Here is a 17,615-nt window from a genome sequence, read left to right as displayed (position 1 = left end):
ACTCGGCGCCACCCGACCGGAGGTGCCCCGTGCGCGAGCTGACCTACTACGTCGCGACCAGTCTCGACGGCCTGATCGCCGCGCCCGACGGCGACTGGAGCGCGTTCCCGGCCGAGGGCGACCACTTCGACGCGATCCTCGCCGACTACAGCGACACCCTCCCGATCCACGCGCAGCAGGCCCTCGGAGTCACGGCCGACGGCTCCCGCTTCGACACCGTGATCATGGGGTGGCGCACCTACACGCCCGCGCTCGACGCCGGCATCGACAGCCCCTACCCGCACCTGCGGCAGATCGTCGCGACCCGGGGCGGCCACGCGGTCCCCGAGGGGATCGAGACCACCGCCGACCCGGTCGCCACGGTCCGCGAGCTGCGCGCCGGCGGCGGAGGCGGCGTCTGGCTGGCGGGCGGCGGCGCGCTCGCGGGCGCGCTGGTCGAGCAGATCGACACGCTGATCCTCAAGGTGAACCCGGTCGTGCTCTGCGACGGCGTCCCGCTCTTCGGAGGCGCGCCGTACGCCGCTCGGCGGTTCCACCGCCTCGAGTCGCGACGGTTCGACTCCGGCGTGAGCATCGACACCTACCGCCGGGTGCGCTGACAGGACGGTCGCTAGGGTGGGCACCACGAAGGGGGCCTCGATGGCACGCAGCACGGCTCGGATCGGCGGGGCGGTAGCCGCCCTCCTCACCGCGGCACTCCTCGCGGGCTGCGCCGGACCGACTCCGTACTCGGACTTCGAGCGCACCAGGGACGACCGCGACGTGCTCCCCGACCTCGGCACCGTCGACGACAGCATCGACCTCGACTCGGTGCGCTACGCGGGCAGCGCCGACGGAGCGGCGGTGTACATCGCTCTCTCGGCCGACGACGACGCCCGCTGCATGATCGTCCTCACCGAGTACGAGCCGTTCTCGGGATGCGGCGGTGGCGAGCTCGAGACCTCGATGCCGGGCGCCTTCGTGGCCCGCCTGCATCCCGACGGCGCCGGCCCCGAGGACTCCCCCGGACTCGACTGGACCGCCCTCGGCGAGAACGTCTCGGTGCGCGCGGGCTGAACGCAGGCTGGCTAGGGTGGGCGCCATGCAGAAGACCGACACCGTCGGAGCCGTCGTCGCCGTCATGCGCACCGAGGGAGCGATCTACGGCACGGTCCTCGCGATCACGCTGATCGCCGTGGGCTGGGACAAGGACACCGATCTCGAAGTGCTGCTCTTCCTCCTCGGCTCGGTCACCGTGTTCTGGATCGCGCATCTGTACGCGGGGACGATCGCGAGGCTGCCCGATTCCGAGCCCAGCCCGCGAACCGTGCTCGCCGCGGTGGGCGACACCGCGCGGCACTCGATCGGCATGCTCGCTGCGATGATCGTGCCCGCCCTCTTCCTCGCGCTCGGTCCGCTCGGACTCGTCGAGGAGTACACGGCCTACTACCTGGCGCTCGGCTCGGGGGTCGTGATCCTCGCCGTGCTCGGCTACGTGATGTCGGCGCGCCGGGGCAGTTCGCTCGCGCGGCGCCTCCTCAGCACGCTGATCACCACGCTGCTCGGCTTCGTCGTGGTCTGGCTGAGCACGTTGGTGCACTGAACCCCGAACACTGTCAGGCTGGCGGCATGACATCGCAGTCCAGCCTCCGTCCGTTCGGCCCGTCGGGCGCCTCCGTCACCCGGCTCACCCTCGGTACCTCGTGGAATCCCGAGCGCGTGCGCGACCTCGACCGGGTGCCGGCGCTCGAGCGGGTCCTCGACTCCGCAGCGGGCAACCGCGCCGTCTCGGTGATCGACACGTCGAACGAGTACGCCCTCGGGCACAGCGAGCGCCTGATCGGCGAGGCTCTGCGGGCGCGCGGCGGCGTGCCGGAGGGGATCACCGTGGTCACCAAGCTCGACCGCGATCCCCAGACCGGCAGCTTCTCGGCCGAGCGGATGCGGCGCAGCCTCGACGAGAGCCGCGAGCGTCTCGGGATGGACGTGCTGCCCCTGCTGTACCTGCACGACCCCGAGCGGATCTCGTACGACGAGGCGTTCGCCGACGACGGCCCCGTGAAGGCGCTCGTCGCCATGAAGGAGGCGGGCGTCGCGCTGTCGATCGGCATCTCGGGCGGGCCGGCGCCGATGCTGCTGCACTACGTCGAGACGGGGCTCTTCGACGCGGTGATCACGCACAACCGGTTCACGCTGGTCGACCGCTCGTCCGAGGAGCTGCTGGACGCCTCCGTCGACCGCGGCGTGGTCGTGGTGAACGCCGCCGTCTACGGCGGGGGCGCTCTCGCCCGCTGGCCGGAGCCGGTCAAGACCTACGCGTACCGCCCGGCTCCCGCCGAGGTCGTCGACGCGGTGGCCGCGATGGGAGCAGCCTGCGAGCGCGCCGGGGTGCCACTCGCCGCGGCGGCGCTGCAGTTCTCGACCCGCGACCCGCGGGTGACGACGACGGTGGTCGGAGCGACGACGGCCGAGCACTACGACGCGTTCGTGGCCGACGACGCCCTCGAGATCCCCGACGCGCTGTTCGACGAGCTCGCCGCGCTCGCGCCGTCGAGCGACGCCTGGCAGGACGCTCCGGGTTCGACCTGGCCGCGCTGAAGCGGGCCCGGTTCGCACCGTCAGGGCATAGCCGGGCTCTGTTCCCGGTTACCCCTCTGCATGACTGACGACGCTTCCGGGCCGGCCCTCTTCCGGCCGCTCACCCTCCGCTCCCGCACCGCTCGCAACCGACTGTGGGCGGCGCCGATGTGCCAGTACTCGGTCGAGGCGCAGGACGGCCGGCCGACCGGCTGGCACCTCGTGCACCTCGGCTCGATCGCCCGTGGCGGCGTCGGAGTCGTGATCTCGGAGGCGACGGCCGTCACTCCCGAGGGCCGCATCAGCCCCTGGGACACCGGCCTCTGGGACGACGCGCAGCGCGACGCGTGGGCGCCGATCGTCGACTTCGTGCACGAGCAGGGCTCGCTCGCCGGGGTGCAGCTGGCGCATGCCGGCCGCAAGGCGTCGACCTACCGCGAGTGGAGCGGGCGCGGCACCGTCCCCGCCGAGGAGGGCGGCTGGAACACCGTCGCCCCCTCGGCCGTGGCCTTCGACGGCTACGCGGAGCCGCGGGCGCTCGACGCCGGGGAGCTGCCGGGCCTCGTGGAGGCGTTCCGCGCCTCCGCTCGCCGCGCCGTCGAGGCGGGCTTCGATGTGATCGAGCTGCACGCCGCGCACGGCTACCTGCTGCACCAGTTCCTCTCGCCGCTCTCGAACCGGCGCGAGGACGAGTACGGCGGATCGCTCGAGAACCGGGCGCGCCTCCTCCTCGAGACCGTGCGGGCGGTGCGCGCCGAGATCGGCGAGCTGCCGTTGCTCGTCCGGTTCTCGGCCACCGACTGGGCCGAGGGCGGCTGGACGCTCGAGGAGACCATCCGCGTCTCGGAGTGGGCGCGCGAGGCGGGCGTCGACCTCTTCGACGTGTCGACCGGCGGGCTCGTCGGCGGCACGCACATCCCCGTCGCACCGCTCTACCAGGTGCCGTTCGCCCGCGAGCTGCGGCGGGCGACCGGTGCCCCGGTCGGCGCCGTCGGACTGATCACCACGGCCGAGCAGGCCGAGGGAGTCATCACTGCGGGTGACGCCGACGTGGTGCTGCTGGCACGCGAGCTCCTGCGCGACCCGCACGCCGCGACGCGCATGGCGCACGAGCTCGGAGTCGACATCGCTCCCGCGCAGTACGCCCGCGCCTGGCGCTGAGAACGACGAAGGGCCGGGCGGATCAGTCCGCCCGGCCCTTCGGAGAAGTCACTTCTCGTCGGTATCGCTCTCGCTGTCCGCGGGGGCGTCCTCTTCGGGGTTGAAGTGCGAGTCACCCGACACACCGACGGCGAGGCCGTCCTCGGAGTCCGGGATGGTGCCCTCGGTGCCGACGCCGTCCTCTTCCGGAGGAGTGGCGCTCGTGGTGTCGCTCATGGCTCAGGCCTTCACGTCGCCGCGCCAGGCGCCGTCCGGCGAGCCCTTCGACTCGATGTACTCCTTGAAGTTCTTCAGGTCCTTCTTCACGGCGTGGCTGCCGGCGCCCACGAGCGAGCCGACGGTCTCGAGGAAGCCCTTGGGCTCCCAGTCGAGCTGCACGGTGACGCGGGTCTCGGAGTCCGAGAGCTTGTGGAAGGTGACGACACCGGCGTGGTCGGTCTCGCCTCCGGTGCTGTTCCAGGCGACGCGCTCGTCGGGGTGCTGCTCGGTGATGTTGGCTTCGAACTCGCGCTCGACGGGGCCGACCTTGACCTTCCAGACGGTGAGGGTCTCGGTGACCTGCTGGATCGACTCGACCTCGTCGAGGAACTTCGGGAACTCCTCGAACTGGGTCCACTGGTTGTACGCGACGGACACGGGGACGTTGACGTCGACGGTCTCGATGATCTGCGGCACGGTGGTGCTCCTTGCTGTCTTCGATGGCGGCGATCCGCAGCTGCGGTCGTCTTCCTCGACGGTATTCGGGAGCCGCCTGGGAGTGCACCGGGTTGCGGGCGTGAGCAAACGTGGTAGAGACGGACGACTTCTCGTCGTCGGTACCCCTCTAGTCGTCGGTTCCGGAGTAGCGGTACGCCGAGAACGCCGGCGCACCCGTCACCGCGTACAGGCCGAGCACGCGGCCGGTGAACGAGGTCGCCGTCTCGGCGGTGAGGGAGCGGCCGTCGATCCGGGCGAGCGTGCGCGAGACGCCGCCCGCCTCCGCCCGCAGCACGACGAAGTCGCTCGTCATCTGCCCCGGTCCGAAGCCGACGCCGCCGTCCCGCTCGGATTCGAGCACCAGCGTCACCGGGCCCTCGGGCAGCTCGGCGGTCCACTCCTGATCGAAGGAGGGGATCACCGCGCGGGCGGTCACCCGCGTCCCCGAGCCGGTCGACTCCGCCTCGATCGCGTAGAAGGAGTCCTCGTCGTAGCGGACGGCCAGTCCGCCGACTCCGCTGGACACGTCGACGACCACGGACGCGGTCATCGTCTGCGTCAGCTGCCTGCGTCCCACGAAGGTCGGCTGAGGGTGACGGAGCGTCCGCCCCTCCCCCGCGATCACCAGCGCGCCGTCCTCGACCGCCGAGATCGCGGAGGGCAGGCGCCGCACCCCGATCCAGCCCGAGTCGAGCGGAGTCGCGAAGTCGACGTCGTCGCGCAGCGGTCCGCGCGGAGCGAGCTGCACCGGCTCGGCGACCGGCCAGCCGTCGACCCACTCGACGCGCGTGACGAACGTCTCGCGGCCCAGCGCCGAGAAGGCGCGGGTGGCGCCGCGCGGGCGCACGCCGAGCATCACCAGGAGCGTGGAGCCGTCGGGGCCCTCGACGAGGTCGCCGTGCCCGGTGTTCTGCACCGGCCGCGTCGTGCCGCGCGCCGTCAGGAACGGATTGCTCGGCGCGGTCTCGAACGGGCCCGTCGGCGCGTCGCCGCGCGCGATCGAGACGCCGTGGCCGCGCTCGGTGCCGCCCTCGGCGATGAGCAGGTACCAGGTGGAGCCCCGACGGTACAGGTGCGGAGCCTCCGGGAACCCGCCGCCGGTGCCCGACCACAGCGAGCGCGGCTCCTCGAGGATCGTGCCGGTCGCGAGATCGACCCGCACCTGCTGGATCCCGAGGTGCTGCCCCGTGTCGGGGCCGTCGAGGATCAGTCCGGAGTAGGTGACGTACGCGGTGCCGTCCTCGTCCCAGGCCAGGTCGGGGTCGATGCCCTGGAGGCCCTCTCCGTCCGGGGAGCGCAGGACGGTGCCGTCGCTCCACGGGCCGGCGGGATCCTCCGTCGTGAACACCACGCAGCCGCGCCCGGCGGGCACCGTCACGATCACGTGGAAGAGCCCGTCGTGGTGGCGGATCGTCGGCGCCCAGACTCCGAGACCCGTGGGGACCTCGTCGACCGCGATCTGCTCGGCGCGCGTCGCGACGTTGCCGATCCGCTCCCACGTCTCGAAGTCGGTGCTGCGGTAGACGGGCATGCCCGGCAGGTACTCGAACGTCGAGGTGACGAGGTGGTAGACGCCGTCGACGAGCACCACGCTCGGGTCGGGGTTGAACCCGGGGATCAGCGGGTTGGGGAACGGGGCGCCCACAGAACCGGCAGCAGCGGTGCTCATGCCAGGATCTCCAGCTCGGTGGCCAGCGGGACGTCTTCGAGCGAGGTGCCGATCCGCAGAGTGAACGCTCCCGCCTCGTACTCCCAGCCGTCGTTCCAGGTGGCGAGGAGGCGCGTCGGCACGGTCACCGCGATCTGCGCGGTGGCGCCGGCCTCGACGCTGGCGCTCTCGAAGCCGACCAGCCAGCGCACCGGACGCTCGACGGCGGAGTCGCGTCGCTCGGCGTAGGCCTGCAGCACGACCTTGCCCGCGCGCTCGCCCGTGTTGGCGACGTCGACCAGGAGCACCGCGTCCTCGCCCGCCGTCGCGGGGGCGGGCGTCGCGACCGAGAGCAGCTCGAACGACGTGTAGCCGAGGCCGTGGCCGAAGCCGTAGGCCGGCTCGACCTCGCTCCGGAGCCACGCGCGGTAGCCGATGTGGATGCCCTCGTCGTAGTGCAGCTCGCCGTCGGTGGGGAGCGTCGAGAGGACGGGGACGTCCTCGATGGCGGCCGGCCAGGTGGTGGGCAGGCGTCCGCCGGGCTCGACGCGGCCGAGGAGGATGTCGGCGACCGCGTCGCCCATCTCCTGCCCGCCGAAGTAGCCGACGAGCACGGCCGCGACCTCGTCGCGCCACGGCAGCAGCACGGGGGCTCCGGCGTTGACGACGACCACGGTGCGCGGGTTGACGGCGGCGACGGCGCGCACGAGCGCGTCCTGCTCGCCGGGCAGGTCGAGCGAGCTGCGGTCGTAGCCCTCCGACTCCACGGCCGAGTTGGTGCCGACGACCACGAGGGCGACGTCGGCGTCGCGGGCGAGCGCCACCGCCTCCGCGATGAGCTCGTCGGCCGGGGTGTCGTCGGGCTCGAGGCCGTAGGTGAAGCCGAGCGCGCCGTCGAGGTCGCCCTCGGCGTGCACGATGTCGTACTCGATGCGGATGTCGACGGGTGTGCCCGCGGTGACCGTGAGCGGAGCCGAGACCGACGGCGGCGCGAGCAGCGACGCGCCGAGGTCGTTGCCGACGGGCGACAGCGTCTCCTCGAGGAACAGCTCGCCGTCGACGTAGACGCGGGCAGTGCCGGCGACGGCGAAGCCGAGGCGCACCGTGGCGTCGGCCGCGGGAGTCAGGATCGTCGAGAACTCGACGCGGGCCGAGGCGGCGATGGGGGCCGTGCCGCCGAACCAGACGAGGGAGGTGGCGCGGCGGTCCTCGACGAACAGCTCGGCGCCGGACGCGTCGAGGAAGCGGACGCGCTGCCCGGGCTCGCCCGTGACCGGATTGGTGATGGTCTCGAGGACGAGCGGGGCGACTCCGTCCTGCACGACCGCGCCGAGCGCGTAGCCGACCCGGGCGTCGGGCAGCGCGGCGCGGACGCCGTCGAGCGGCGTGACGACCTTCTCGGGGAGCACGGTCGCCGATCCGCCGCCCTGGGTGCGGGCCTCGCGGGCGTTGTGGCCGATCACGGCGACGGAGGAGAGGGCGCTCGCGTCCCACGGCAGCTCACCGGTGTTGCGCAGCAGCACGCTGCCCGCCGCGGCGGCCTCGCGGGCGAAGGTGCGGCCGTCCTCGACGAGCACCGGCTCGGCGACGGCGGGCGCGAAGCCCTCGAGGGCGCCGACGCGCGCGGCGAGGCGGAGGATGCGGCGGACCTTGCGGTCGATCACCGACTCGTCGATCTCGCCGGAGCGGACGGCGGCGACCAGCGCGGCGCCCCACGGGCCGTCGGGGCCGGGCATGACGAGGTCCTGCGCGGCGCGGGCGCTGTCGACCGATCGCACGGCGGTCCAGTCGCTGATGACGACTCCGTCGAAGCCCCACTCGCTGTTCAGCGGGGTCTCGAGCAGGTCGTTCTCGGTCGCGGTGACGCCGTTTATCGAGTTGTACGAGCTCATCACGAGCCAGGCGCGGGTCTCGACGATCGCGCGCTCGAAGGCGAGCAGGTAGAGCTCGCGCAGAGCACGGTCGCCGACGCGCACGTCGACCGTGAAGCGGTCGGTCTCGGAGTCGTTGGCGATGTAGTGCTTCGGAGTGGCGCCGACGCCGTTCTCTTGCACGCCGCTCACGTAGGCGGCGGCGAGATCCGCGGTGAGCACCGGGTCCTCGCTGAAGCCCTCGAAGTGGCGGCCGCCGAGCGGCGAGCGGTGCAGGTTGATGGTCGGGCCGAGGACGACGTCGACGTCCTTGCGGCGGGCCTCGACCGCGGCGGCGGCGCCGTAGCGCCGGGCGATCGAGCGGTCCCAGGAGGAGGAGAGCGCGGTCGCCGAGGGCAGGTTCAGCGAGGGCGAGCGCTCGTCCCAGACCTCGCCGCGCACGCCGGAGGGGCCGTCCGAGACCAGCATCCGGCGCAGGCCGATCTTCTCGATCGGCCAGGTGGTCCAGAAGTCGCGGCCGGTGAGCAGCTGCACCTTCTCCTCGAGGTCGAGGCGCGCGATCAGTTCGCTGAGGCGGGCGTCGGCGTCGGGCCCTTCGGCCGAGATGACGGGGGCGGTGGAGGTGTCGGTCACGGTGACTCTCTCTCTTTCGAAGCGACGGCATCGTCGCTCAAAACCTAGCAGTAGTTGGTTTCTCACGGCAGAGGGTGCCGATCCCCCTCGCGAGGGTCGGCACTCCGTCAGGCGTGGGCGGCCGTGAACGCGCGGCGCTCCTCGCGACGCGCCTGCTGGCGCACGGGGTCGGCCACGGGCGCCGCCAGGAACAGGCGCTGCGTGTACTCGTGCTCCGGGCGCGCGGTGACCTGGTCGCCGTCGCCCCACTCCACGATCTCACCGTGGTACATCACGGCGACGCGGTGCGAGAGGTGCCGCACGACGGCGAGGTCGTGCGAGACGAAGAGGTACGCGACTCCGGTGCGCTCCTGGATCTCGGTGAAGAGATCGAGCACGCGGGCCTGGGTCGAGAGGTCCAGCGCCGAGACGGGCTCGTCGCAGACGATCAGCCGCGGCTCGAGGGCGAGCGCCCGGGCGATCGCGATCCGCTGCCGCTGACCGCCCGAGAACTCGCGCGGGAGGCGGTCGGCGGCCGACTGCGGCAGGCCCACCTGGTCGAGCAGCTCGCGCACGCGCTTCGAGGCGACCTTGCCGTCGACCTTCCGCACGGTGAGCGGCTCGACCAGGATCTGCTCGATCGTCAGCGACGGGTTGAGCGAGGTGTACGGGTCCTGGAACACGACCTGGATCTCGGAGGAGAGCGCCCGGCGCTCGCGCCGGCTCAGGTGCGCGATGTCGCGGCCGTTGTAGACGATCTCGCCCCCGGTGACCGGGGCGAGCCCCAGCACCGCGCGGCCGAGCGTCGTCTTGCCCGAGCCCGACTCCCCCACGAGACCCACGGTCTCGCCGGGCCGGATGTCGAGCGAGACGCCCTTCAGAGCCTTGAACGGCGCGGCGCGGAACCCCTTGCCGGGGTACTCGACGACGACGTCCTTGACGTCCAGCAGGGTCTTGTTGGGCACGGTCTCGCTCATCGCGAGGTCTCCTTCGTGGCCGTGACGAGCGGTCCGCGCGCGGGCCCCTCCTCGAGGATCGCGTCGAACAGGGCGCGGGTGTACGGGTGGCGGGGGTCGGCGAAGATCGAGCGCACCGGCCCGGTCTCGACGATGCGTCCGTCGCGCATGACCGAGACGCGGTCGCACAGGTCGGCGACGACGCCGAAGTTGTGCGTGACGAGGATCATGCCCATGTCGAGCTCGGACTGCAGCTCGCGGAGCAGGTCGAGCACCTCGGCCTGCACCGTGACGTCGAGAGCGGTGGTCGGCTCGTCGGCGATCAGCAGGTCGGGGTCGCACGAGACGGCGCCGGCGATGAGCACGCGCTGGGCCATGCCGCCCGAGACCTCGTGGGGGTACGCGTCGAAGGTCCGCTGCGGGTTCGGGATGCCCACCCGGGTGAGCAGCGCGATCGCCCGCTCCTTCGCCTCCGCCTTCGAGAGGCCCAGGCACACGCGCATCGGCTGCACGAGCTGGGTCCCGATGGTGAACGAGGGGTCGAGGTTCGACATCGGCTCCTGGGGGATGTACGCGATGCGCTTGCCGCGCAGCTTCGTCATCTCCTTCTCGGAGAGGTGCGCGAGATCCTGTCCGTCGAAGACGATCGAGCCGCCGGTGATCCGGCCGCCCTCGGGCAGCAGGCGCAGGACCGACCAGGCGGTCTGCGTCTTGCCCGAGCCCGACTCGCCGATCAGCCCGTGGATCTCGCCGCGGCGGACCGTGAGCGAGACGTCGTGCACGACGGTCTTCGTCGATCCGTCGCCCTGGCCGTAGCCGACCGAGAGGTTGGTGACGCGGAGCACTTCGGCGGCGCCGGCCTGCGAAGAACCGGAAGCGGACGTCTCCTCGTGCACGACGGTCTGCGGCGTCGCAGCGTCCTCGTCGAGCATCGTCTGGATGCCGATCGTCGAGAGGCTGGTCGGCACGGTGGCCGGCGCCGAGGCCGACTTGCGCTTCTTCGAGCGCTTGGCTCCGGAGGCGCTGCGCTCGAGCTCGTCCCGCATCGCATTGCCCAGCAGGGTCAGCGCGATCGAGGTGAGGCCGATCGCGAGGCTCGGCCAGAGCATCAGGATCGGGGCGTTGAACACGTTCGAGAAGCCGTCGTTGAGCATCGACCCCCAGGTCGGGATCGACAGGTCGCCGAGCCCGAGGAACTCGAGTCCGGCCTGGATCGCGATGGCGATGCCGGCGATGAGCGCCGCCTGGATGATGACGGGAGCGCGGACGACGGTGAGGATGTGCCGGGCGATGATCCGCCCGTTGCCGAGCCCCGAGACGCGGGCCGCGTCGACGAACAGCTCGCCGCGCACCGCGGTGACGGAGGCGTAGACCAGCCGGTGGAACGCGGGCGACAGCAGGACGCCGAAGATCGCCATCGAGAGCCACATCGACGGGCCGATGACGGCACGGGCGGCGAGGAGCACGACGATGCCGGGGAGCGCCATCAGGAGGCCGGTCGTCCAGGACGACACCGAGTCGAACCAGCCGCCGAAGTAGCCGGCGAGCAGACCGCTCGTGACCCCGATGGCCATCGCGACGAGAAGGGCGACCAGGGCGCCGGCGAGGCTGAACTGCGTCGCGAAGAGCAGGCGCGAGAGCACGTCGCGGCCGGCGCTGTCGGCGCCGAGCAGGTGCGCGGCACCCGGCTCGGCGAGCACGTCCTGGAGCGACGCCTGGTTGGGGTCGGCCGGGGCGAGCAGGGGGGCGAGGACCGCCGAGAGGACGACGAGCACGAGGAACACGAGCGAGACGAGCCCGATCGGGTTGTGCAGGAGGCGGCGGAAGAGGTGCGTCCGGGCGGCTCGCTCCTCGACGGCGACGTCGAGGGCGGGGCCGGGCGGCGGAGAGATGGCGGTCATGAGAGTCGCACCTTCGGGTTGAGCCAGCCCTGGAGCAGGTCGATGAGCAGGTTGACGATGACGACGATGATCGCCGTGATGAGCACGAGGCCCATGACCAGCGGGATGTCGCCCTGGGTGGTCGCGGTGACCGCGACCTGGCCGAGACCCGGGATCGCGAAGATCTGCTCCACGATCACCGCGCCGCCGAGGAGGCCGATGAACTGCACCGCGAGCACCGCGAGAGCGGGGCCGCCGGCGTTGCGGAGCACGTGCTGGAAGACGACTCGGGAGGCGGGGATGCCGCGCGAGCGCAGCGTCCGCACGTAGTCCTGGCGGAGCGCGTCGATCACCGAGCCGCGGACCTGCTGCGCCACACCGGCGATGCCTCCGATCGCGAGGGCGATGATCGGCAGCGTGACGGTGGCGACCCAGCCCGCGAACGAGTCGGTGAGGTTGACGTAGCCGGTCGGCTTGAACCAGCGGAGGTTGATGGCGAAGACCGTCACGAGGCCCAGCGCGATGAGGAAGCCGGGGATCGCGAAGCCGAGGACCGAGACCAGCTGCACGAGCTTGTCGGCCCAGCCGCGGCGGACCGCGGCCCAGACTCCGAGCACCACGGCGATGACCGCCGAGATGAGGGTGGCGCCGATGACCAGCGAGAGCGTGACGCTGACGCGGGTGCTGATGGCGGTGGCGACCGGCTGACCGGTGAACCACGAGTTGCCGAGGTCGCCGGTGACGGCGCCGCCGAGCCAGCCGGCGTACTGGGTCCAGATCGGCTGGTCGAGGCCGAGCTGCGCGGCCCGCGCGGCCACCGCCTCCGGCGTCGCGTTCTGTCCGAGGATGCGGCGGGCGATGTCGCCGCCGCCGAGGTAGAGGAGTGCGTAGGCGACGACGGAGATCAGCACCACGAGGATGATCCCCGAGATGACGCGTCGCAGGATGAACCTGGTCATCGGTGGTTCCTTCGATCGAGGAGAGCCGGCGCCCGCAGCGCCCACGAGGGCGACGGGCGGAGAAGGGGAGGGGCCGACCCGAGGGCCGGCCCCTTCACGACCGGATCAGGCCGGGGTGATGTTCCAGAGGTACGGGTAGGCGTTGCCCGTCTGGGTCTCGACCTTCGTGTTCGCATCCGTCACGAAGCTCGACTGCTGGCGGTACCAGGGGGCGAACCAGGCGTTGTCGACGGTGTACTTGTTGACGGCCTGGACGGCGGCGGCGTAGTCGGCCTCGGGGGCGGTGCGCACGGCCTCGATCAGCGTCGCCAGCTCGGGGTCGGCGTTCTTGAACGGGTTGAAGATCGCGTTCTCGCTGAGCTCGAAGTTGATCAGCGCCCAGTCGGGGTCCTGCTGCAGCGTGAGCCAGGTGGCCGGGTACTTGGGCGTGAGCACGTCGGCGATGAAGTTGTTGCCGGCGTCGGTGTACTTCGCGGTGATGCCGACCTCCGAGAGCTGCTGCTCGATGAGGGTGAAGGTCGCGGAGCCGACGAGCGAGGAGGTGGGCATGGCCAGCTCGAAGCCGTCGGGGTAGCCGGCCTCGGCGAGCAGCTCCTTGGCCTTCTCGGGGTCGTAGGGGTAGTCGTCGTCGAGCGACTCGTCGTAGCCCTCGGAGGACGTCGGGAAGATCTGCGTCGTCGGGGTGCCGTAGCCCTGGCCGATCGCCTTGAGCAGCGCCTCCTTGTCGAACGCGTAGTTGATCGCCTGGCGGACGCGGACGTCCCCCAGCGCAGGAGCGAGCGTGCCGTCGCGGTCGAGCAGGAGGAGCCCGGTCCAGTTGAGCTCGAAGGCGTTGACGGTGAAGCCCGACGCCTCGATCTCCTTGAGGTCGTTGTTGTCGACGGTGTTGGCCGCGTTGACCTGGCCGCCCTTGATCGCGTTCACCAGTGCGGTGGAGTCGCTGTACACGTTGATCACGAGGTCGTCGTAGTGCTGCGACTCCTCGTCCCAGTAGCCGTCGCGCTTGGTGAAGGCGTAGGAGGTGCCGATGACGGTCTTCGCCGCGTCGAGCTCGTAGGGGCCGGATCCGACGGGGACCGTCTGGATGTCGGCGGACTCGAAGGCCGAGGGCGCCTCGACGAGGCCGGCGTTCTGGGTCAGGTAGAAGAGGAAGGTCGGGTTGGCCTGCTTGAGCGTGACCGTGACGGTCGAGGCGTCGGTCGCGACGGCGTCGGCGAGGTCGGCCATCTTGTTCGTGTCGGGCGAGGTGCCGTCGCGGAAGCGGATCAGGTTCTGGGCGACCGCGTCGGCGTCGAGCGTCGAGCCGTCCGAGAAGGTGACCCCGTCGCGGATCGTCAGCGTGAGGACCGTGCTGTCCTCGTTGTACTCCCACGCGGTGGCCAGGCCCTCGGTGATCGTGCCGTCGGGCTCGGCCCGGAGGACCGTGTCGTAGACGGCCTGCATGTAGGGCGACTCGTTGGCCCAGTACGAGTTCGCCGCGGCGAACGTCGACAGGGTCTGGATCGCACCGAGAGTGAGCGTGCCGCCCGAGCCCTCGGAGGATCCTCCTCCCGAGTCGGCAGCGCAGCTGGTCAAGCCGACCATCGTGGTGATGGCGATCGCAGCGGCCGCCAGCCTCTTCCATCGGAACATCTTCGGTCTCCAGGTTCTCCCGACTCGTCCATGAGCCGGTGCCGAGGAAGCTAACACGAAAAACAGATGACCCCTAGGTTTTCAGGGAAAAAACTTCCGGGCGTTAGGTTTTCGTGATCCACGTGACCGGTCACGGGAAGCGCGACCCCGTTTCGTCCCGCGAAGACGGGGAGGATTCTGAATTCCGACTACCCGCCAGTTTTTTGACTACGAAACCTCGACGGGTTAGGTTTCTCGCACCGGGGGGACGACGAGCGCTTCCCCGCCCCGCCTCACGGCGCCCGCACCACCACCTCGCAACGATGCGCCAGGAGGCACTTCATGGCACTCCCCACCTCACCCCCGCGGCGCCCGCGCGGGCAGTACGCCAAGACAGCGGCCCGACGTGCCGAGATCGTCAGCGCGGGCCTCGAGGTGTTCTCGGCGAGCGGCTACCACGCCGCCTCCCTCCGCGAGATCGCCGAGAAGGTCGGACTCAGCCAGGCCGGCGTGCTGCACCACTTCGCCAACAAGTGGGAGCTGCTCTCGGCCGTGCTGACCCTCCGCGACGACCACTCGATCACCCGCGTCCCGAGCGGAGAGGCGGTCCCAGGAGTCGAGACCGTGCGCGCCCTGGTCGAGCTGGTCGCCTACAACACGCAGATCCCCGGCCTCGTCGAGCTGCAGTGCGTGCTCTCGGCCGAGGCGACCCACGCCGACCACCCGGCGCACGAGTACTTCGCCGAGCGCTACCGCTACGTCGTCGACCTGTTCACCGCCGCCTTCGGAGACATGCTCACCCGGGGTCAGCTCGTACCCGGAGTCGACCCGCGCAGCGCCGCCATCCGCACCGTCGCGACGATGGACGGCCTCCAGGTGCAGTGGCTGCTGCAGCGCGACTCGCTCGACATGCAGGCCGAGTTCCGCCGCAGCGTCCAGACCCTCGTCACCGTGGAGGTGTGACCGTGGCCTTCACCCGCGACTCGACCCTGGGCACCGTGCTCGATCACGCCGACGCGGCCGTCGTCGTCCGCCGGTTCGCGCCCGGAGTCGTCAACTCGCCGCTGCTCGTGCAGCTGCGCTCCGCCCCGCTCGGCCTGGTCGTCGGCATGGACCCGCTGCTGAAGACCGACCCGGCCCGCGAGGAGTCGTTCTGGGCGGCGCTCGGCGCGGTCGACGACTCCGGAGTCGCGGCCCCGCGCCCCGAGCGCGTCGCGGTCGTGCCCCGCGACGACTACGATGACGCGCCGCGGGGCTCTGCGCGACTGCGCTCCAGCGTCCCCGGCACCGTGCAGGCGCCGTGCGAGATCGTCGTCGACGGCCCCTCGCACGGCAACCCCTTCGTCGACGTCCAGTTCGCCGCCGAGTTCCGCCTCGGCGATCTCGTCCTGCGCGCCGGCGGCTTCTACGACGGCGACGGCGTCTACCGCGCCCGCTTCCTGCCCCGCGAGGCGGGCACCTGGAGTGTCACCACCGAGTCGACCGCCCGCTCGCTCGACGGCCTCCGCGGCACCGTCGTCGTCGAGGCGGCGCTCCCGGAGGCGCACGGCCCGGTCCGCGTCGCCGACACCTTCCACTTCGCCCACGAGGACGGCACGCGGCACGTCCCCCTCGGCACGACCGCCTACGCCTGGACGCACCAGGGCGCGGCCCTCGAGGAGGCGACCCTCGCCACGCTCGCGGAGGCTCCGTTCACCAAGGTGCGGATGTGCGTCTTCCCGAAGGCGTACCTGTACAACACGAACGAGCCCGACCTGTACCCGTTCTCGCGCGGTGCGGACGGCGAGTGGGACGTCGACCGCCCCGAGCCGGCGTTCTTCCGCCACCTCGAGGAGCGCGTCGCCGACCTCGCCCGCCTCGGGATCCAGGCCGACCTGATCCTCTTCCACGCCTACGACCGCTGGGGCTTCTCGGACATGGGGCGCGCCGCCGACGACCTCTTCACCCGCTACGTCGTGCGGCGGCTGGCCGCGCATCCGAACGTCTGGTGGTCGCTGGCCAACGAGTACGACCTGCTCTGGTCGAAGTCGGTCGACGACTGGGAGCGGCTCGCCGCGATCGTCGTCGCCGAGGACCCGGTGGGGCACCTGCTCTCGATCCACAACTGCTTCGGCTTCTACGACTACACGCGCCCGTGGATCACTCACGCGAGCGTGCAGCGGATCGACGTCTACCGCACCGCCGAGAACACCGACGCGTGGCGCGAGGAGTGGGGCAAGCCCGTCGTCATCGACGAGTGCGCCTACGAGGGCGACATCGACCAGGGCTGGGGCAACATCACCGGCGAGGAGATGACCCGGCGCTTCTGGGAGGGCGCCGTGCGCGGCGGCTACGTCGGCCACGGCGAGACCTACCTCAACGACCGCGAGGAGCTGTGGTGGTCGAAGGGCGGTGAGCTCGTCGGCGACAGCCCCGCGCGGATCGCGTTCCTCCGCCGCCTCACCGCCGAGATGCCGGACGGGCGGATCGACCCCCTGCCCTCGGACTGGGACGCTCCCTGGGGCGGATCGGGCGGCGTGCAGCTGGTCTACTTCGGCTTCAACCGGCCGAGCTTCCGGACGATCGTCCGCGACCCCGACGACGAGTGGATCGTCGACGTCGTCGACACCTGGGGCATGACCGTGTCGCGCGTGCCGGGGGTGTTCTCGGGATCGTTCCGCGTCGAATTGCCGGCGCGGCAGTTCATGGCGATCCGGCTGACGAAGGTGCTGTCGTGAGCGGCGTGCCTCCGCGGGTCCGCGTGATCTCGGACAACGACTACTCCGGCGACCCCGACGGACTGGTGCAGCTGGCGCAGCACGCGCTGTCGCCCTCGGTCGAGCTCTCGCTCGTCATCGGCTCGCACCTGCGACCCGACGACCCCTTCGACCCGTCGGGCCGGTCGGCCGACAACGCGGCCTCGGCGGCGCGCACGGTGCTCGCGCTCTGCGGGCGCTCCGAGGTGCCGGTGATCGCCGGGTCGAACACGGCTGCCACCGAGCCGTCCGCCGCCGCCCACGCGATCGTCGCGGAGGCGCTGCGCGAGGATCCGCGCCCGCTCTACCTCTGCGCCGGCGCCGGCCTCACCGAGGTCGCGGCGGCCCTGCGCCTCGAGCCCGCGATCGCCTCGAGGATGACGCTCGTCTGGATCGGCGGCCCCGAGCATCCGTCGCTCGCCTCTCCCCCGCCGGGCGCGATGCCGATCGAGTACAACCTGCTCATCGACGTGCCCGCCGCCGCCGAGGTCTTCGCGTCGGAGCTTCCGATCGAGCAGTTCGCGCGCGACTCCTACCGCCAGGTGCTCGCCTCGACGGCCGAGCTGCGCGTGCGGATGCGCGGCGCGGGCGCCCTGGGGCGCCACCTCTTCGACGCCCTCGGCGCGGTGTCGGTGATGGGGGCCGCTCACGGCCTGAGCTTCGGCGAGACCTACGCGCTCGGCGACAGCCCGCTCGTGCTCGCGACCGCGCTGCTCTCGGCGTTCGAGCCCGACACCTCGTCGAGCCGCAGCGTGCGCGTGCCGCGGCCGGGGATCTCGACCGGCGGGCAGTACGTGCCGGGGAACGGCGGGCCCGACGTGCGGGTGTACACCGCCGTCGACACGCGGCTGCTGCTCGAGGACCTCTACGCGAAGCTAGCGCTGGCGGGGCTCGACGCGCCCTGACCTGCGGAGGCGCGCCCGACGCGAC

The 17,615-nt window shown here is 71.6% G+C and carries 16 protein-coding genes; 8 read left to right on the top strand and 8 right to left on the bottom strand.

Features of this window, described 5'->3' with window-relative positions:
• The first annotated feature begins 29 nt into the window (after window positions 1-29).
• From GRS96_RS06550 to GRS96_RS06530, 5 genes are read left to right on the top strand one after another with little or no spacing between them, the layout of a single operon-like run.
• Complete coding sequence (locus GRS96_RS06550; RefSeq protein WP_159854601.1) at window positions 30-599, top strand: dihydrofolate reductase family protein; 570 nt, start codon at window positions 30-32, stop codon at window positions 597-599.
• Between the two features lie 40 nt (window positions 600-639).
• Window positions 640-1,056 carry a hypothetical protein gene (locus tag GRS96_RS06545; protein WP_159854603.1) on the top strand — a complete coding sequence of 139 codons (417 nt, stop codon included), beginning with the start codon at window positions 640-642 and terminating at the stop codon, window positions 1,054-1,056.
• A 25-nt stretch (window positions 1,057-1,081) separates the two neighbouring features.
• Window positions 1,082-1,582: a hypothetical protein gene (locus tag GRS96_RS06540; RefSeq protein ID WP_159854605.1), complete on the top strand. Its 501-nt coding sequence runs from the start codon at window positions 1,082-1,084 to the stop codon at window positions 1,580-1,582.
• 26 nt (window positions 1,583-1,608) lie between these two features.
• A complete protein-coding gene (locus GRS96_RS06535) occupies window positions 1,609-2,577 on the top strand; it encodes an aldo/keto reductase (protein WP_159854607.1) in 969 nt (322 codons plus the stop codon).
• 60 nt (window positions 2,578-2,637) lie between these two features.
• Window positions 2,638-3,717, top strand: a complete 1,080-nt coding sequence (locus GRS96_RS06530; protein ID WP_159988073.1) for an NADH:flavin oxidoreductase/NADH oxidase — start codon at window positions 2,638-2,640, stop codon at window positions 3,715-3,717.
• Between the two features lie 48 nt (window positions 3,718-3,765).
• On the opposite strand, the gene GRS96_RS20465 is transcribed toward GRS96_RS06530, so the two are convergent.
• From GRS96_RS20465 to GRS96_RS06495, 8 genes are all read right to left on the bottom strand, one after another.
• Window positions 3,766-3,933 carry a hypothetical protein gene (locus GRS96_RS20465; protein ID WP_204162046.1) on the bottom strand — a complete coding sequence of 56 codons (168 nt, stop codon included), beginning with the start codon at window positions 3,931-3,933 and terminating at the stop codon, window positions 3,766-3,768.
• A gap of 3 nt (window positions 3,934-3,936) precedes the next feature.
• Window positions 3,937-4,392 (bottom strand): SRPBCC family protein, encoded by a 456-nt coding sequence (locus GRS96_RS06525; RefSeq protein WP_159988072.1) that lies wholly within the window; start codon window positions 4,390-4,392, stop codon window positions 3,937-3,939.
• 148 nt (window positions 4,393-4,540) lie between these two features.
• A complete protein-coding gene (locus GRS96_RS06520) occupies window positions 4,541-6,082 on the bottom strand; it encodes a glycoside hydrolase family 43 protein (protein WP_159988071.1) in 1,542 nt (513 codons plus the stop codon).
• Entirely contained in the window at window positions 6,079-8,565 is a 2,487-nt protein-coding gene (locus tag GRS96_RS06515) for a glycoside hydrolase family 3 C-terminal domain-containing protein (protein WP_159854615.1), read from the bottom strand. Before GRS96_RS06515 ends, GRS96_RS06520 begins: the two co-directional genes overlap by 4 nt.
• A 107-nt stretch (window positions 8,566-8,672) precedes the next feature.
• On the bottom strand, window positions 8,673-9,521 hold the full coding sequence (locus tag GRS96_RS06510) for an ATP-binding cassette domain-containing protein (protein WP_159854617.1): 849 nt from the start codon (window positions 9,519-9,521) through the stop codon (window positions 8,673-8,675).
• Complete coding sequence (locus GRS96_RS06505; protein WP_159854619.1) at window positions 9,518-11,401, bottom strand: dipeptide/oligopeptide/nickel ABC transporter permease/ATP-binding protein; 1,884 nt, start codon at window positions 11,399-11,401, stop codon at window positions 9,518-9,520. The genes GRS96_RS06510 and GRS96_RS06505 overlap by 4 nt, the downstream gene beginning before the upstream one ends.
• On the bottom strand, window positions 11,398-12,339 hold the full coding sequence (locus GRS96_RS06500) for an ABC transporter permease (protein WP_159854621.1): 942 nt from the start codon (window positions 12,337-12,339) through the stop codon (window positions 11,398-11,400). Before GRS96_RS06500 ends, GRS96_RS06505 begins: the two co-directional genes overlap by 4 nt.
• Before the next feature lie 105 nt (window positions 12,340-12,444).
• Window positions 12,445-13,971 (bottom strand): ABC transporter substrate-binding protein, encoded by a 1,527-nt coding sequence (locus tag GRS96_RS06495; RefSeq protein ID WP_159988070.1) that lies wholly within the window; start codon window positions 13,969-13,971, stop codon window positions 12,445-12,447.
• Between the two features lie 321 nt (window positions 13,972-14,292).
• Between GRS96_RS06495 and GRS96_RS06490 the strand changes: the two genes are divergently transcribed.
• From GRS96_RS06490 to GRS96_RS06480, 3 genes are read left to right on the top strand one after another with little or no spacing between them, the layout of a single operon-like run.
• Window positions 14,293-14,913, top strand: coding sequence for a TetR/AcrR family transcriptional regulator (locus GRS96_RS06490; protein ID WP_159988069.1), 621 nt, complete (start codon window positions 14,293-14,295; stop codon window positions 14,911-14,913).
• A gap of 2 nt (window positions 14,914-14,915) precedes the next feature.
• Window positions 14,916-16,667 carry a DUF5605 domain-containing protein gene (locus tag GRS96_RS06485; protein WP_236553570.1) on the top strand — a complete coding sequence of 584 codons (1,752 nt, stop codon included), beginning with the start codon at window positions 14,916-14,918 and terminating at the stop codon, window positions 16,665-16,667.
• Window positions 16,664-17,590 (top strand): nucleoside hydrolase, encoded by a 927-nt coding sequence (locus GRS96_RS06480; RefSeq protein WP_204162045.1) that lies wholly within the window; start codon window positions 16,664-16,666, stop codon window positions 17,588-17,590. Before GRS96_RS06485 ends, GRS96_RS06480 begins: the two co-directional genes overlap by 4 nt.
• Window positions 17,591-17,615: the final 25 nt, after the last annotated feature.

Origin of the sequence: Rathayibacter sp. VKM Ac-2803 (assembly GCF_009807175.1) — a bacterium.
Classification (GTDB): Bacteria; Actinomycetota; Actinomycetes; order Actinomycetales; family Microbacteriaceae; genus Rathayibacter.
This window is presented reverse-complemented; position numbering and strand designations above follow the sequence as displayed.